Source organism: Kitasatospora sp. NPDC003701 (assembly GCF_053587085.1).
Genome location: NZ_JBSFNM010000019.1, coordinates 91,508 through 106,345 on the forward strand (window position 1 = coordinate 91,508; position 14,838 = coordinate 106,345).

Annotated in this window: 9 protein-coding genes; 2 read left to right on the plus strand and 7 right to left on the minus strand. The window is 72.5% G+C overall.

Features of this window, described 5'->3' with window-relative positions:
• Positions 1-240 precede the first annotated feature (240 nt).
• From ACWDRR_RS19995 to ACWDRR_RS20005, 3 genes are all read right to left on the minus strand, one after another.
• A complete protein-coding gene (locus tag ACWDRR_RS19995; protein WP_449773526.1) occupies positions 241-930 on the minus strand; it encodes a hypothetical protein in 690 nt (229 codons plus the stop codon).
• A gap of 383 nt (positions 931-1,313) precedes the next feature.
• Positions 1,314-2,447 carry a methyltransferase domain-containing protein gene (locus ACWDRR_RS20000; RefSeq protein ID WP_449773527.1) on the minus strand — a complete coding sequence of 378 codons (1,134 nt, stop codon included), beginning with the start codon at positions 2,445-2,447 and terminating at the stop codon, positions 1,314-1,316.
• 544 nt (positions 2,448-2,991) lie between these two features.
• Positions 2,992-3,966: a nitrilase family protein gene (locus ACWDRR_RS20005; protein ID WP_449773528.1), complete on the minus strand. Its 975-nt coding sequence runs from the start codon at positions 3,964-3,966 to the stop codon at positions 2,992-2,994.
• Positions 3,967-4,059: 93 nt separating this feature from the next.
• Between ACWDRR_RS20005 and ACWDRR_RS20010 the strand changes: the two genes are divergently transcribed.
• Positions 4,060-4,944 carry a LysR substrate-binding domain-containing protein gene (locus tag ACWDRR_RS20010; protein WP_449773529.1) on the plus strand — a complete coding sequence of 295 codons (885 nt, stop codon included), beginning with the start codon at positions 4,060-4,062 and terminating at the stop codon, positions 4,942-4,944.
• Positions 4,945-5,164: 220 nt separating this feature from the next.
• Here ACWDRR_RS20010 and tatA read toward each other — a convergent pair whose 3' ends face one another.
• Entirely contained in the window at positions 5,165-5,479 is a 315-nt protein-coding gene (gene tatA, locus ACWDRR_RS20015; protein ID WP_449773530.1) for a Sec-independent protein translocase subunit TatA, read from the minus strand.
• A 1,244-nt stretch (positions 5,480-6,723) separates the two neighbouring features.
• Between tatA and ACWDRR_RS20020 the strand changes: the two genes are divergently transcribed.
• Positions 6,724-8,238, plus strand: coding sequence for a hypothetical protein (locus ACWDRR_RS20020; protein ID WP_449773531.1), 1,515 nt, complete (start codon positions 6,724-6,726; stop codon positions 8,236-8,238).
• A gap of 377 nt (positions 8,239-8,615) precedes the next feature.
• On the opposite strand, the gene ACWDRR_RS20025 is transcribed toward ACWDRR_RS20020, so the two are convergent.
• From ACWDRR_RS20025 to ACWDRR_RS20035, 3 genes are all read right to left on the minus strand, one after another.
• Complete coding sequence (locus ACWDRR_RS20025; protein WP_449773532.1) at positions 8,616-11,471, minus strand: ATP-binding protein; 2,856 nt, start codon at positions 11,469-11,471, stop codon at positions 8,616-8,618.
• A gap of 252 nt (positions 11,472-11,723) precedes the next feature.
• Positions 11,724-12,680: a hypothetical protein gene (locus ACWDRR_RS20030; protein WP_449773533.1), complete on the minus strand. Its 957-nt coding sequence runs from the start codon at positions 12,678-12,680 to the stop codon at positions 11,724-11,726.
• Between the two features lie 70 nt (positions 12,681-12,750).
• The gene (locus ACWDRR_RS20035; protein WP_449773534.1) at positions 12,751-14,241 is read right to left on the minus strand and encodes an APC family permease; all 1,491 of its coding nucleotides are present in this window, start codon (positions 14,239-14,241) and stop codon (positions 12,751-12,753) included.
• Positions 14,242-14,838 lie beyond the last annotated feature (597 nt).

Genomic DNA, 14,838 nt, shown 5'->3' on the forward strand with positions numbered 1-14,838 from the left:
GACCGGCCGCGGACACGGTCCTTCGCCGCGGCCCGACGAGTAGGAGTGCCCGGTGGCAGGACAGCCCCGTCCGCGGTCCGTGCAGGCGACCGTACCGTCGTCCGTCGAGGGCCCGGGCGCGGTGGAGCACTCCGCTCGTCCCGACCGGCCCGTCCGGGTCAGGACCCCCGGCGGGCGGGTCGCTGAAAGCCTGACCCGATCCGGATCCGGTGCGGCCCGGGGACCGGTAGGTGACTCGGGCTACTTGCGCTGGAGCTTGACGGCATCGTCGCGGACCCAGTCGTAGTGGCCGCCCTGGCCCTGCGGGGTCTCGTAGAAGGTGTGGCCGTCCCACTTGGTCGCGCTGCCGGTGATCTTGACGCACTGGTCCATGCGCCAGCGAGTGCCCAGGTTGGTGAAGCCGCTGACCTCGTTCCAGGTCCGGATCCAGCCGGTCAGCTGGCGGTTGGGCTCGCCGTAGACGCGGATGTCCGCCCGCCAGGCGTCCGCCAGGTCCTTGGTGACCCTGGCGTCGCAGTTCACGTTCTCCGCGACGTCGCGCAGCTGGTCCAGGTCCACGAGGTAGGACTCCACGTAGCCGCCCTCGCCCCTCCTGACCACCGCCTTGGCGAACTGCTTGTACACCGCGCCCTTGTCGTTCTCCTTCGCGATGCTCCAGTAACCGTCCCAGCCGGTGTACCAGCCGGGGGCGTACTTGTTCTCGTCCAGCTCGATGAAGCAGGTGTCCTTCGCGACGCTCCGCACCGTGCCCTGGGCCCGGCGGAAGCTGCCGTCGGAGTGGCTCAGGTAGGAAACCGCCTCCACCTTCGTCCAGCCCGCGCACGCCTGGGCGGCCCGGGCCTGGGGCCGCGCGACGGCCTGCGTGCCGCCGCCCAGCACGAGCGCCGCGGCGACGACCACGGCAGCGGCGATCGGGGCCTTGGGATTCATCACAGGGACTCCTTGCATCTGATGAGTTGTCAGAAACCGTAGCAACCGGCAGCGGGCCGAGGAGCCACGCCGGTGACGTGACTCGCGGGCGGGCGGCCCCCCCGCCGGCGCGGTGCGTGAGCTGCTCCGGCCTCCGGGGAGCCCTTGGTGTCCGGATCCATGACGATCCGGAAGAGTGAACCCGGCCACCCCGACGAGGAACGCCTTCTCGCACCCGACGACGTCACCCAGGCGCCCCCCGGTGATCAGGACGACCGCGACCGCCAGGGCGCGGCCGCCCACGACCCCACCTGCCGCCGGACCGGCGGGCGCGGGCGGCGTTCACCGGCAGGGCCGGCACGGCAAGGTGGGCCCGCGGCGCCGGACCGGGCGTCGCGGGCGGTTCAGAGCGGCCGGGAGGGGTCGTCGAGCCAGGCGTGCCAGCCGCCGGGAGTGACGGTCAGCCCGAGGCGCCCGATGGCGGGTTCGCCCGCGTCGTGCCACCAGGCGAGGGTCTGCTCGAAGTCCTCCCACAGGCGGCGCCCGCCGTACTGGCGGACCGGGTGGGCGCCTTCGCCGTCGCGGAACGTCGCGGCGGCCCAGGCCGGGGTGGTCAGGGAGTAGAGCCACAGGGTGCGGGCGCCGTCCTGGTGCGGCTGCACGGCGTGGACGACGTCGCGCAGGCGCAGACCGGCGGCGAGCGGGAACGGGTCGAACTTGCCGTGCGGCGGCAGGGTGGCGGTGGTGGTGCTCTCGGCGACGGTGCCACCGCCGGCGGGGTTCTGCGGCCACCGGAGGCGCTGGGAGCGCATCTTCATGAACTCCACCGGCTGGAGGAACGGACCGCCGGCGGTGCCGTCGCCGTGGACGGTGAGGCGGACCAGGGCGTCGGCGTTGGAGTAGCGGGTGCCGAAGGGCGCCAGGATCAGGCCGCCCGGGCGGGTCTGCCCGATCCACGCCGGCGGGACGGCGCGCAGCCCGTACGTCGCGATGATCCGGTCGTACGGAGCGCCGGGCGAGTGGCCGAGCGCGCCGTCCCCGCACACGACCTGCGGCCGGTGGCCGGCGCGGTCGAGTGCGGCACGGGCCCGGGCGGACACCTGCGGGTCGATCTCGACCGTGGTCACGTTCGCGTCGCCGAGCCGGTGGCTCAGCAGGGCGGCATTCCAGCCGGTGCCGGTGCCCTGCTCCATCACCCGCATCCCCGGCTCGGCCTGGAGGTCGGCCAGCATGGAGGCGACCAGCGAGGGCATCGAGGCGGAGCTGGTCGCCACCGTGCCGGGTTCGGCGCCCTGATGCTCGCCGTCGTCCCACTGGGTGACGATCGGGATGTCCGCGGCGACCGCTGCTCGCCACCCGGGTTCGTCCTCGGTCCGGTCGACGGGCCGGCTCGTCCCGGTGGCCATGTCGTGGGCCCAGAGCAGGTCCGGCAGGAAGAGGGAGCGCGGGAGCGCGTCGAAGGCCGGGGCCCACGCGTCGGCGACGGGGAAGGACCGCCCCGACGCGGGGCGGTCCTTCCGCTCGGGTGCGAGCGTCACTTCCTGTGTCCCCCGTCCCCGGGCGGGGTGGTGCCGTCCGGGGACGGCGGGTCGGACGGTGGCGTCCACGGGGTGCCGGGGTGCCCGTCTCCCCCGTCGCCGCCCGAGCCCCCGCCGCCGTGTCCTCCGTCGATGTCCATGCCGACCTCCTTGTCGTCGCTGTGATGGCCACCCCCTGAGCCGGGAGGAGTGGCCGGCCCACCCCGGCACGCCGCACTGCACCGGCCTCGACCGGGCTGTGCCACGTGGTCGTCGAGCACGTGGAGGGTCTCGGCGGGCCACGGCACGCGCTGTGCGGTGATCGGCGAGCCGCCCGACGTGGTGTCCGGGTCCGTCCCGGAGAAATCCAGCGCCATGGTGATCCCCTGCGTCCAGTCCGTTGCGCGGAGTTGCAGACACTCACCGTTGCCCGGACATGACGGACCGTCAAGAGCGCACGGGCGCAGCAGGGCGTGCACGCGGCCGCACGAGGCGAAGTCCGGCGGAGGAACCGGCCTCGGACGTGTCCGCGGTTCGGGGTGAAGCCCGGAGCGAGCCGTGGGCCCTACTCGCCGACGGAGGTGGAGAAGCGGACGGTACGGGGGTCCCGCTCGTCGCCGCGGCGTTCGAGGAGGACGCCGTAGAGCTCCGGCCGCCGGCCGCGGAGCCAGCGCTGTCCTGTGGACATCGGCAGCAGGCCGAGGTCGAGGTCGGCCGTGACCATGGCGTCGGCCGCCACCCAGGTTTCGCTCAGCACGCGGCCGTACGGGTCGATGATCATCGCGTTGCCGGTCCGGACCTCGTTGTCGTCGCGCCCCACACCGTTGCTGAAGACCACGAACACTCCGTTGTCGTGGGCCCGGGCCGGCAACCACCGCATCAGCCAGCCGCGACCGTGCGGCCCCCGGAACGCGGCCTCGATCGACTCCGGATCCTGGTGCCGGTTCTCCCACAGCTCCATCGGGATCGGCTTCATGCCGTGCGGGCTGCGGGAGTCGGTCCCGCCGGTCTGGTGCGGCGCGACCAGGACCTGCGCACCCAGCAGGGCGGTGGCCCGGACGTTCTCGACGAGATTGTTGTCCCAGCAGATCAGCACACCGACCCGCACGCCCCAGGGAGTGTCGAAGACCGTGTAGCGGTCCCCGCTGGCGATTGCCTCGTGCTCGAACGCGTGCAGCTTTCGATGGACATGGACCGCCCCGTCAGGAAGGCAGATCGCGTACGCGTTGAACAGCTGCCCGTCCTCGGCACGCTCCAGGAAGCCGATGCCGATTCCCAGCCCCAGATCGCACGCGAGCCGGGCGACCGCGCTCACCGACGGACCGTCCGACGCCTCGGCCACCTCCTCCAGGTAGGCCACCGGGCTCTTGGTCAGGTGCCAGTAGCCGAGCAGGCACATCTCCGGCAGCGCGACCAGCTGCACCCCGTCGGCGGCAGCGGCCCTCGCGTAGTGCTCCACCCGCGAGATGTTGAACGCCTTGTCGCCAGGCCGGGACTCGAACTGCACGGTCGCGGTGCGCAGAACAGTGGATTGCGACATCAGAACCCCCTCAAAGGTCGATCGGCCTTCAGTACACCGCCCTCCCTTCCATTCGTCCAATGAATCCTTGGAGCGATGCCATAGACTGAAGGAATGGAAGTACGTCTGCTACGTGCCTTCGTCACCCTTGACGACCATCGGACCTTCGGTGCCACCGCCGAGGTGTTGTCGATCACTCAGCCCGCCCTGACCAAGCAGATCCAGGCTCTGGAGGCGCAGGTCGGCGGTCTGCTGTTCAAGCGCGGCCGGCACGGCGCCGAACCGACCGAGCTGGGCCGGGCCCTCCTCCCCGACGCCCGGGAGATCGTCGAGCGCGCCGACGCCTTGGCACTGCGGGCCCGCCGGATCGCCGACGGCGGCACCGGCCACCTGTCCATCGGCTTCGGAATGTCCAGCATCGATCTCGCGCCACGTCACGTGGCCGAGTTCCGCCGCCGCCACCCCGGCATCGGCGTCACGCTGGACGACATGTCGTCCAGCGTGCAGGTGGAACGGGTACGCCGAGGCGAACTGGACGCGGGATACATCCGGCTGCCGGCCGCGGACGGCCTGAAGGTGCTCGAACTCAGCAGTGACACCCTGGCCCTGGCCTGCCCGCCCGACAGGGATCGACGCCCGCCGGTCGACCCCACCGACGTCGGCGCGGCGATGGAGGAGTACGGGCTGGTTCAGCTGACGCGAGCGAGAGGACCGGGCCTCGCCGGACAGGTGGACGCCTACCTGGCCGCGTGCGGCCTTCATCCGGACGTGGTCCAGCACGCCGACGACCTGCAGACCGTGCTCGCCCTGGTGGCGGCCGGGGTGGGGGCCGCGTTGGTACCCGAGAGGGTGCGCGGCATCGCACCGGCCCACGTCTCGATCACCCCGATCGACCACCCGGCCGCGCGCTGGCAGGTCGGAGTGGTGTGGGATCCCGACCGTCCGCCGCGGGCGCTCACCACATTCCTCGAGGTGGTGCGGGCACTGGCACGACCGTAGGAGCAAGCCGCGGCCTGCGGTGCGCCACGGCCGTTCCCAGCCTGCCGTTCCGTGGCCGCAGCGGGTCGTTCCTGACCGCAGGATGCGGGCCTGACCCCGGGGCGCGCACCGCGGTGGCAGCGGCACCACCCGCGGGACCGTTTCTGTTCGAGACCGCGAGCCCACCGGCCACGGCCCTGATCCTCGGCAGTACCAGTGATGTGCCGCCGGCGAGGCCCGGTCATGCCGGGGTCGGTGCTCGGCTCGTCCCGCTCCGGCCGTCGGAGGGAGCGGTGGCCGGTCGCTGCACCGCGAGCGCGGTGGCCCCGACCGGTTCGACGGCCGGCTCTACGGCCGGTTCGACGTCCGGGAAGGGGTCCGGCCCGGCGTCGGTACGGGGTTCGTCCTCGTGCAGGGCGCGGGTCTCGGCCTTGAGGATGCGCATGGAGCGACCGAGGCCGCGGGCGAGGTCGGGGAGCTTCTTCGAACCGAACAGCAGGGCGACCACAGCGACGACGAGAAGGAGGTGCCAGGGTTCGAGGGCGTTACGGAGCATGGTCTGCCGCCGGATCCTTCCGGGTGGGGGTATGGGCAACGGATCAGTGTCAGGCTCGGGCGCTGACAGGGGCCGGGTGCCGACGGACCCACCCGTCCGTCGGCACCCGGAGTCTTCAGAAGGCCCGCAGTCCTCGGCCGGAGCGGCCGACCTTGAACGCCTGCGGGAGGAAACGGGCTCGCCCACCGGCGGTGCGGCTGTAGCGGACGCCGCTGACGGACGGAGAGCATGCCCTGGTGATGGCCGGACCCGGTGGAACCGGACCGGAGTCGGAGGCCGAGTCCGGCGGTGGTCCGCCTCGCAGCTCGTCGAGGCCGATACCGCAGCGACCGGCGGTGATCCCGGCATCACGGGCGCCGACGGCGCGCAGACCGCGCGGCGGCTCCGTGGCCGACAGGCTGGGGCATTCCGCTGGCGGACGCCTCCAGGAACGGGAGAAGGACAGGTGCGGCGTCGCCCCACCGGCCCGAGATCGGGAGGTCCGGCGACGTGGGAGGAACATATCTGATATACGAAGCCTTGACCATGGCTTGCCGTAACTTTCCCCGAACGGACCTTCCGGTCGGATTTCCGATCCGCGCACTCTCGCCCCATGAAGAAAGCAACCGGGACCGCGCACAGGGCCGACCCTGCCGACAGGGATCCGGGTTCACCGGAAAATCAAAGCACCACATCTGGCGCCCATTTCGTATATCGCATATGTTACGCCCACGGTTCCGGTCGTTGCACCGACGTTGACACCACACCGCTTCGGAGCCAGAGCTCGGCCCTGATCACAACCGGCCCTCCCTGCCCCCGCACGTACCGGGAGGCCGGACCAGCCGCAGCCCGTCGCACAAGGAGACCCACGCCGTGGCACCCCCGCGCTTATACTCGCCGCCCTCTCCCTGACGTCCGTGTTCGGACGCGCCGCCCCGGCCTGATCCCCGGCGGCGGGCCCCGGACTCGGCCGGACCGACCACCGTCGAGCCCCGACGCCCCTGCGGTGCGGACCCCGATCCGCACGCGGTGTCCACCATCGCGAAGCACCCAGGCACCCAGGCACCGAGGCACTGAGGCACCGAGCCCCAGGGCCGCACCGACTCGCCGGGCAACCCTGTGCTGCCCCGCCCGGGCACCGCACCGGCCAACCGGTCGCATGCCCAGCGCGCCAGAACATCCCTCCCGTCCGGAAGCCGGCCCCGCCCCTGCGGTCGGCGCCGACCACCCCAAGCCCCCACACCCGTCCCCCACGGAGGCAGAACATGTCCAGACCCGAGCCGCACGGCATCAGCCGCCGCTCCGTCCTGCGCGGCGCGGCCGTCGCAGGCGCCGGAGCGGCGATCTCGCCGCTGCTCAACCTCTCCACTGCCACGGCGGCCGCCACGTCCGGCAGCTACACCATCCGCTTCGACCAGGCCGCCAAGCAGACCATCCTCGGCCTCGGCTTCGAGATCCAGTCCGACTCCATCGGATCCGGCAACGCCGCCCCCACCGGCCTGGTCAGCGCCGTACCCTACGACCTCACCCCGAGCGAGCGTGCCCGCTTCTACCAGCAGATCCTCAAGGCCGGCCGCACCGACCGCGGCTTCCGCTACTGCCGCCTCGCAATGGGCCTCTACCACCGGGGCCTCACCCCCGACAGGACGCGTTTCGTCGACCGCTACGAAGGCCAGACCGCACTGCTCGCCGAGATGGTCAGCGAAGCAGGCATCGAGGGCCTCGGCGTCGAGTACTGGTCACCCGCGCCCGCCTGGAAGGACAACGGACAACTCGGCCGCGGCCGCCTCGCCGCAGACGTCAACCTCGCCGCCATGGGCGACGCCATGGTCGACGACCTGAAGTACCTGTCCCGGAGCGGCCTGAACATCTCCTGGTGGGGCCTGCAGAACGAGCCCAGGCAGGATGCCCCGTACGGTTCCTGCTTGTACACCCCCGCCCAGTACCTGGCCGCTTTCAAGGCCATCGCCCCCAAGATCCGCGCGGCCTTCCCCACCGCGAAGATCCACGCCGACAGCCAGGACGGCTGGGCGGGGGGCATCGGCACCGCACTGCGCGGCTCCCCCGAGGCCCTGGCCCTCGTCGACGCCTGGACCTACCACTTCATCGGCGCGGACAGTACGGGACAGATCATCAAGAACTACAACACCGCCGGCGCCGCCGGAAAGCCCGTCTTCAACAACGAGTTCGAGTACCTCAGCGGCGCGATGACGGACTGGCGCTGCATCAACACCGCCCAGTCGATCATGAACTGGATGACCTTCGAGGACTCCCCCACCTGGTGGTGGCTGCACGCCCTCAAGCCCACCACCAACGCCGAGTCCGCGGGCTACTCCCTCGGCTTCTGGCGCCCCCCGCACGACACCGACTTCAGCCACCACCCCCAGATCAAGAGCGGCCACTGGGACTTCAACCGCCACAACTGGAACGCCATCGCCGGCTTCGTCAGGTACATGCCCTGGAACTCCGTGCGCTACCACGTCGACGAGCCCCACCCGAGCGACGGCAAACTCAACCCGAAGCAGCAGACCACGTTCAACCCCGACCAGCGGATCATGGCCTGGCGCACCCCCCAGGGCAAACCCGTCTTCGCCGTCACCAACCGCTCCGACACCGAGTCCTACACCTACACCGTCGACACCCAGACCCCCGCCGCCACCTTCCAGGGCTACCGCTACGGAGCCGCCACCAACCAGCAGAACGTCGGCGTCAAGAACGGGCCCACCCTGGAGATCACCGTCCCGCCCCTCTCCATCGAGTTCTGGATCCGCACCCCCTGACCTCGAACGTCCGTGACGGTCCGTCGGCTCCGGCGGGCCGTTTCGGCCTTCGAGGCGCTGGAGGGCAGGTCGGTGACCGGCCGCCGCGCAGCTCATGGACCGCCTCCGGGCTTCGCGTCGTCCTTCGCCTACCTCGGTGAGCGTCTGCGCGCGGCGGCCGGCATCCCGATTCAGCACCCCACCGGAGGCCACGCGGTCTTCGTCGACGATGGTCGGGAAGCCACGGTGCCCGCGCGTGTCCCTCCTCACCGACCGCCACCCACCACGCCGTTCACCTTCACGATCACCATCCGGACCGCGACGGCCTTGCTCAGGAGCCGGTTGCGGGGTGCCCCGGTCCGGGTGCCACCGGAGGAGTCCTCACGGCAGGGATCGGCTCAGGCCTGTCCATGGGCCAGGTCGGCGCGGGTGGTACCGAGTTTGGCCAGGACGCCGGCGACATGGTGTTCGACGGTGCGCGGTGAAAGGAACAGGGCGGCGGCGATGTCCTTGTTGGTGGCACCGGAGGCGAGCAGGTCGCGGACCTGCTCCTCGCGCGGTGACAGCCGGTCACCGTAGCCGGCCCGGCCACGCGGGTTCGGGGCGGTCCAGCCGAGTTCGCGCAGCAGGCGGTGGCCGCGGGCGGCGTCGGACCTCGCGCCGAGCCGTTCGAAGGTGGCGATCGGCTCGGCCAGGCGGGCAGCGGTCTCGACGGGGTCGGTCCGGGTACGGGCGGCGTGCTCCGCGGCGAGCGCGGCATGGTACGGGCGGCCGATGACGCGCCACTGCGCCGCCGCGAGGTCGAAGGCCGCCATCGCACCGTCGGGGTCGCCGGCGCGCAGCACCAGGCCCCGGCACAGATCCTGTTCGGCGACGGCACCGGGCGCGTCCCGGCCCTCGGTGGCGGCGGCGTGACGCTCGGTCAGTTCGCGGGCCTCCTCGGCGCGGTCCAGGGCGAGCAACGATTCGACGGCGGCGGGCACGACGTCCCACGCCCAGCCCCAGGCCTCCTTGCGGTCGAGGAAGGCGAGGAAGTCGAGCGGGTCGGTCAGGGCACGCCAGGCGGCCTGCGGGTCGTTGCGGGCGAGCTGGAGGCGGGCGGCGCCGGCGGCGGCACCGAGCGACTCCAGGTGCACGCCGCCACGGGCCAGCACCCGTTCGAACTCGGCGGAAGCCCGGGCGGACAGGCCACGGGCGGCGGCGATGAGACCCCGCACGGTGGCCAGCATTCCGCCGGACCCCTTCGGGCTGTCCGGGTAGCGTTCCTGGAAGGCGGCCAGGCCCCGTCCGGCGTCGTCCCAGCGGCCGGCCTGCCAGTCGAGCACGACCTCGTACTCGTCCAGGTAGAGCTCCAGGACGGGCAGGCGGATGCGCGGTGCCAAGGCCCGGGTGTCCGCGAGGCCGACCACGGCGCGCCCGTCGTGCCCCACACCGAAGGAGCAGCCGATGCTGCCGCAGACGATCAGCGCCGTGACCTGGAGCACCTGAACGTCGTCACCCTCCCGGGGCAGCGCCGCCAACAGCTCCGGGACCGCGGGATCGGCCACCCAGCACCGCTGCAGGAAGCGGGCGAGGTCGAGCAGCGACCGGACCTGGAGATCCTCGTTCTCGGCCAGCAGGGCGTAGCCGCGCTCGACCATGCTCCTCTGCTCGGCGAGCGAGAACCGGCCCGTGTCCGACAGGCCCAGATAGGCGAGCAGCCTGGCGGCGGCCACCGGATCGCTGTCCCCGACCTCCGACAGGGCGGTCAGCAACTCCTCCTCGCCCGACAGGTCGCCGGCCTGGTAGACAAGCAACGCCCCGAGGCTTGCCCTGATCCCGCCGCGCACCGCGGTGGGCAGGCCGGCCACCCGCACGATCCGGCGCAGGATCCTGACCGTGGTGGCGGCCTCGGTGCCGGCCGCAGCGGCGTAGGACAGGGCATAGGCGGCGTGGCTGAGCTGCTCGGGGGTGAGACCGGGCTGGTCGAGGATCTCGTTCAGCAGGGCAGCGGCGGTGCCGTGGTCGCCGACCTCGGTGGCCTGGTCGGCGGCGGCCTGGGCCCGGGGCAGCCACGCGGCCCGGTCGCCCAGGGCGCGGGTGTGGTGGGCGATCTGCACCAGCGGCGGCGGATCCTGCGCCTGCAGGACCTCCAGGACGCGGCGGTGGGCGCGGGTGCGCACCGGACCCGGGACGGCGTCGTAGACCGCTTCCTGGGCGAGGGCGTGCGCGAATCCGTAGGTGTCCGGGCCCACCTGCCGCAGCACGGCGGCATCCAGCGCCTCCAGCAGAGCGTCGTAGCCGTGGGGGTCGTCCAAGCCGGCCGCTTCGGCGAGCAGGCTCTGGGTGGCCGGGACGGCGAGCACCGCCGCGGCGTTGACCAGTGCGGTCGCGTCCGGGCTCAGCCGTCCGGTCCGCTCGGCCAGCACCTCGCCCAGGCTGCGGGGCACCCGCAGCGCGGCCACGTCGGCTCCGCCCGGTGAACGCGCGAGGGTGATCAGGTCCTCCTCGATCACCAGCGGCAGACCCCCGCTGCGCTCCAGCAGGGTCCGCACCAGGCCGGGTGCCGGATCGCCGCCCAGCACGTCCCGTGCCATCGACCGAAGCTCGGCCTCGCCCAGCGGCCCCAGCACGATCTCGGCCCCGCTGGTGGACGGCGGACGCCGGTACGGCATCCCCAGCACCGGCACGCCGGCCGGCAGGTCCTCCGCCCGGTAAGTCAGCACCAACGCCGCATCGCGCGGCATGTCCCGCGCCAGCAACAACAGCAGCTCCCGGGTCGCCTCGTCCGCCCAGTGCACGTCCTCCACCACCAGTACGGCCGGTGCCACCGCCTCCAGCAGGGTCCGCACCCCCGACACCACCCGGAACCGACCCGCGCCCGGCCCGTCGGGTACCGCCGACGGCGCCTCGGGCAGGGCCGCGACCAGGTCCGGCAGCAACGGCGCCAGCGCCCCCGCGGAGACGCCCAGCTGCCCCGGCGGCGGCAGCCACGGGCCGACCCGGCGCAGCGCGTCGATCACCGGCCCGTACGCCAACGGCTCACGCAACGGATGGCACCCGCCCGCCAGCACCCGCAACCCCTGGGCGCTCAGCACCGCCGACGCCTCCGCGACCAGCCGCGACTTGCCGATCCCCGCCTCCCCCTCCACCAGCACCACCGCCGGACGCGCCTCCGACACCGCACCCAGCAACAGCCGCATCTCCCCCGCGCGCCCCGCGAACACACTCCCCCGCACTCCGCCGAAGGCCGTTCCGTCACCGAGGTCGTCCACGCCCAGCTCCCATCGGGCCCGCGGATTCCACGGCCCAGGCATCCACGGTAGCCCGGACGGAGACCGGCCGCCGCCGGTCGGCCCGTGCACCGCGGTGGCGGAGCGTGCTTGCGCCTGCCGGTCCACGACCGGCCCGGGAGGGGGTGACCGCGTAGTCCGCAGGCCACGAGCACGCCGGTGGTGGCGAGGGAGCGACACCCGCCGCCCAGGTGCACCGGAGCGCCCTCGGCCACCCTCCTGGCGATGCCGGCGTCAGCGCGCCATGCGGTTGTACCAGCGGCGGAAGAGTTCCTCCGGATCGTCCGAGTAGGCCCAGGGGACCCGGGTCGGGCGGTTGCCGAGAAGCGAGAAGGCGTACCGGGCCTGGTCGGTCATCCCTGCCATCACCAGCCCGTGCGCGAGGTAGTTGAGGTCCGCGACATCCTGGGCGAACTCGAAGGCGCGATGCCGCAGCCACTGCTCGCAGCTCTGGTCGAGATCTCGGACGGCGACCTCGCTCCGCCAGTGCTGGGACAGCACCAGGCCGGTGGTCCCGCCACCGGCGGCCAGACTGCGGTAGTGCTCGGCACGGGCAGCCTGGGTGAGCACCACGAGGGGCGAGCCGACGGGCGCGAAGGAGGCCGTGTCGCAGGCGAAGTCGTACATCTTGCCGTGCGATCCGTGCCAGCGGGCGGAGAAGTGGCGCAGCACCTGGTGGTGGCCCTCCCGGTTGTCGCGGTCGCGGGCCTGCAGTTCGTGCCACCACCGCCTGGTCTGCGGGTGGCCGCCCGCGTACAGCCGGGCCAGGGTGATCAGCGAGACCCAGGGCACCGGGTCGTCCGGGCTGCCGTCGGCGGCCAGCAGGCAGGTCCGCATGGCACGGTCGAGCCGCTCGCGGTCGGTGGCGTCCGCCCGGGGCACCGGTGGGGGGCCCGCTGCGACGGAGTTGAACAGGCGCATCACATCGGTCTCGGCTCGCAGCACCATGGCGTCGCGGTTGCCCGGGTCCGCGGCCTGCCAGGTCTCGACGGTCCGGTTGCCCGCGGCCGCGTCGGCGAGCAGGCGCATCCGGTGGGTACGGCGGTCCCAGTCCCGTCCGGTGGCGCGCAGCAGGTCGCGCGCGCCCTGCCAGCGTCCCACCAGCAGGTCCTGACGTGCCTCGGCGAGTGGTCGGTCACGGAAGGTCGGGTCGAAGGCGGACGGTGCGGGGCGACTGCGCGCTCTGGCCATGGGCTCGCTCTCCGGTCGTGGACGACGGGGGGATGCACGGTGGCCGCCCGGCCGGGCGGCCACCGCCGGGTCACAGATCTGTGGCGAGGCCGTCCCGGCTCCCGGCGGCGAGGCTCAACTCGCTCTGCCCGTAACGGGCTTCGACGTCGTCGGCGTCGGTCGCGTCGAGCCTGGCCGGCCTGTAGTAGGAGCTGCCCCGGGCCCAGTACCACACCATCGGGACGATGCCGAGGGCCAGGGTGCCGAGCCCGAGGGCGAGTTGGAGGTCGGTGAAGTCGAAGAGGGCGTGGACGAAGACGAACGTCATGAACAGTGCGCCGGCCAGTGGCCAGAGTCCGATGAACACGGCGTTGGAGAGCGACTTGAACAGCAGCCTGCGGTACGCGACCACGACCGCGAGGCCGGCGAGCGCGTAGTAGAGGGCGATCTGCAGTCCGATGGCGTTGACCGCGGCGGTCAGGACGGTGTTGACCGAGCCGAGCGCGTTGGAGGCCACCAGGAGCATCAACGAGACGACGGCGACGGCGGCGAGAGCCACCCACGGGGTCTGCCAGCGCTGGTGGGACCGGCCGAAGGCGGCGGGGACGGTACGGTCGCGGCCCATCGCGAACAGTGAGCGGGATACCTGGATCAGGGTGGTCTCCAAGGTGGCGACGGTCGACAGCACCACCGCGACGACCAGCACCTTGCCGCCCCAGCCGGGCCAGACGGCCTCACCCAGGTCGGCGAGCAGGGTACTGCTGTCGGCCTGGATGTCCTCCTGGCTGATGATCAGGTTGACGGAGATGGTCACCATCTCGAAGACCGCGAAGGTGGTCACGACGCCGAGCAGGCCGCCGAGGCCCGCGTTGCGGCGACTGTCGGTCGTCTCCTCGCTCAGGTTGGCGGTGACGTCCCAGCCCCAGAAGTAGAAGGCGGCGATCAGTGCCGCGGCGGCGAATCCGCTCACCCCGCCGAAATGTCCGAGGCCCCAGATCCAGGACCAGGAGAAGACCGCCGCGGTACCGCCGCGGACGAGTGCGGCCACGCCGAAGACGACGAGGATCGCGACCTCGATGCCGGTCATGATCCATTGGGCGCGGGCGGTGATCCGGGCGCCCATCAGGACCAGCCCGGCCATCAGCAGGAACCAGCCGGCCCCGACCGTGGTGGCCAGCGCGGTGTTCTCGGCGAGCTCCGCCGAGAACAGCGAGAGGGTGTACGCCCCGGCGGGCAGCGAACCGGCCACCATGAAGAGCGTGGCGGCGACCACCAGGGCCCAACCACTCATGAAGCCCAGGGCCGGGTGCAACGCCCGGCCGACCCAGGAGTAGCTCGCACCGGCGTTGACGTCGATCCGGCCCAGGTGGTTGAAGGCCCAGGCGATGCCGAGCATCGGTATCGCGCACCACAACAGCGCGGCGGGCGAGTACAGCCCCGCGACACCCGCGAGGGTGGCGGTGGTGGCCGCGAGCGAGTAGGCCGGGGCACTGCCGGCCACCGCCATCACGATCGTGTCGAAGGTCCCGAGGACGTTCGAGCGCAGACGCGAACCGCTTCCGGAGGAGTGGGGAGTGGTCATCGGTGGCACCTTTCCTGGTGACACGGTGGCGCTGCCGCGCCGGCGAGCCCTGATGCGTCCCGGGCGGCCGCACCGTGTCCGGAACCCGCGCCCCGAGGGGGCACGGCCCGCAGGGTGCGGCGAGGAGTGGGATCCGTGCGGGAGCCTGGCGGGGGTCCTGGCGCGAGCCGTACCGCGTGCTCCGCACCGGTGGCCGAGCTGCCCCGAAGGGCCGGGCGCCGCGTCGTCGCGGCGGGCTGGACGTGCCCCCTCACAACGGGCAGTTCCCGCTGTCAGGTTGGCCGAGAGTATTTCCGCCGGCCGGAACGCTGTCAAGGCACCTCATCGGTCCACCCCCGTGCAACGGCACCCCGCCGACCCGCGGTCGGCTTCGATCCGCGGCGGGTGACCTGGGATCCCGCCCGTCCGCCCCTCCGGGCCGCGGGACATGGATCGAGTTGTCCCACCCGTGCTCCCACCCGGCCCGGTACTGCCGGTGGTAGAAATCCTCGGGCGCCCGGCCGAGTTGTCCGACCTGGTCGCCGAGCACCTGCCCCGGCCCGTACCCAGGCCGGCGGAACACGGCTCGTACCGGGCATGGTCGGCACGGCGGTCGCA

Bases quoted from the DNA above. Each gene is read 5' to 3' on its own strand.
- ACWDRR_RS19995 (WP_449773526.1), bottom strand. From the start codon at position 930: ATGAATCCCAAGGCCCCGATCGCCGCTGCCGTGGTCGTCGCCGCGGCG.
- ACWDRR_RS20005 (WP_449773528.1), bottom strand. From the start codon at position 3,966: ATGTCGCAATCCACTGTTCTGCGCACCGCGACCGTGCAGTTCGAGTCC.
- ACWDRR_RS20010 (WP_449773529.1), top strand. From the start codon at position 4,060: ATGGAAGTACGTCTGCTACGTGCCTTCGTCACCCTTGACGACCATCGG.
- tatA (WP_449773530.1), bottom strand. From the start codon at position 5,479: ATGCTCCGTAACGCCCTCGAACCCTGGCACCTCCTTCTCGTCGTCGCT.
- ACWDRR_RS20020 (WP_449773531.1), top strand. From the start codon at position 6,724: ATGTCCAGACCCGAGCCGCACGGCATCAGCCGCCGCTCCGTCCTGCGC.
- ACWDRR_RS20030 (WP_449773533.1), bottom strand. From the start codon at position 12,680: ATGGCCAGAGCGCGCAGTCGCCCCGCACCGTCCGCCTTCGACCCGACC.
- ACWDRR_RS20035 (WP_449773534.1), bottom strand. From the start codon at position 14,241: ATGACCACTCCCCACTCCTCCGGAAGCGGTTCGCGTCTGCGCTCGAAC.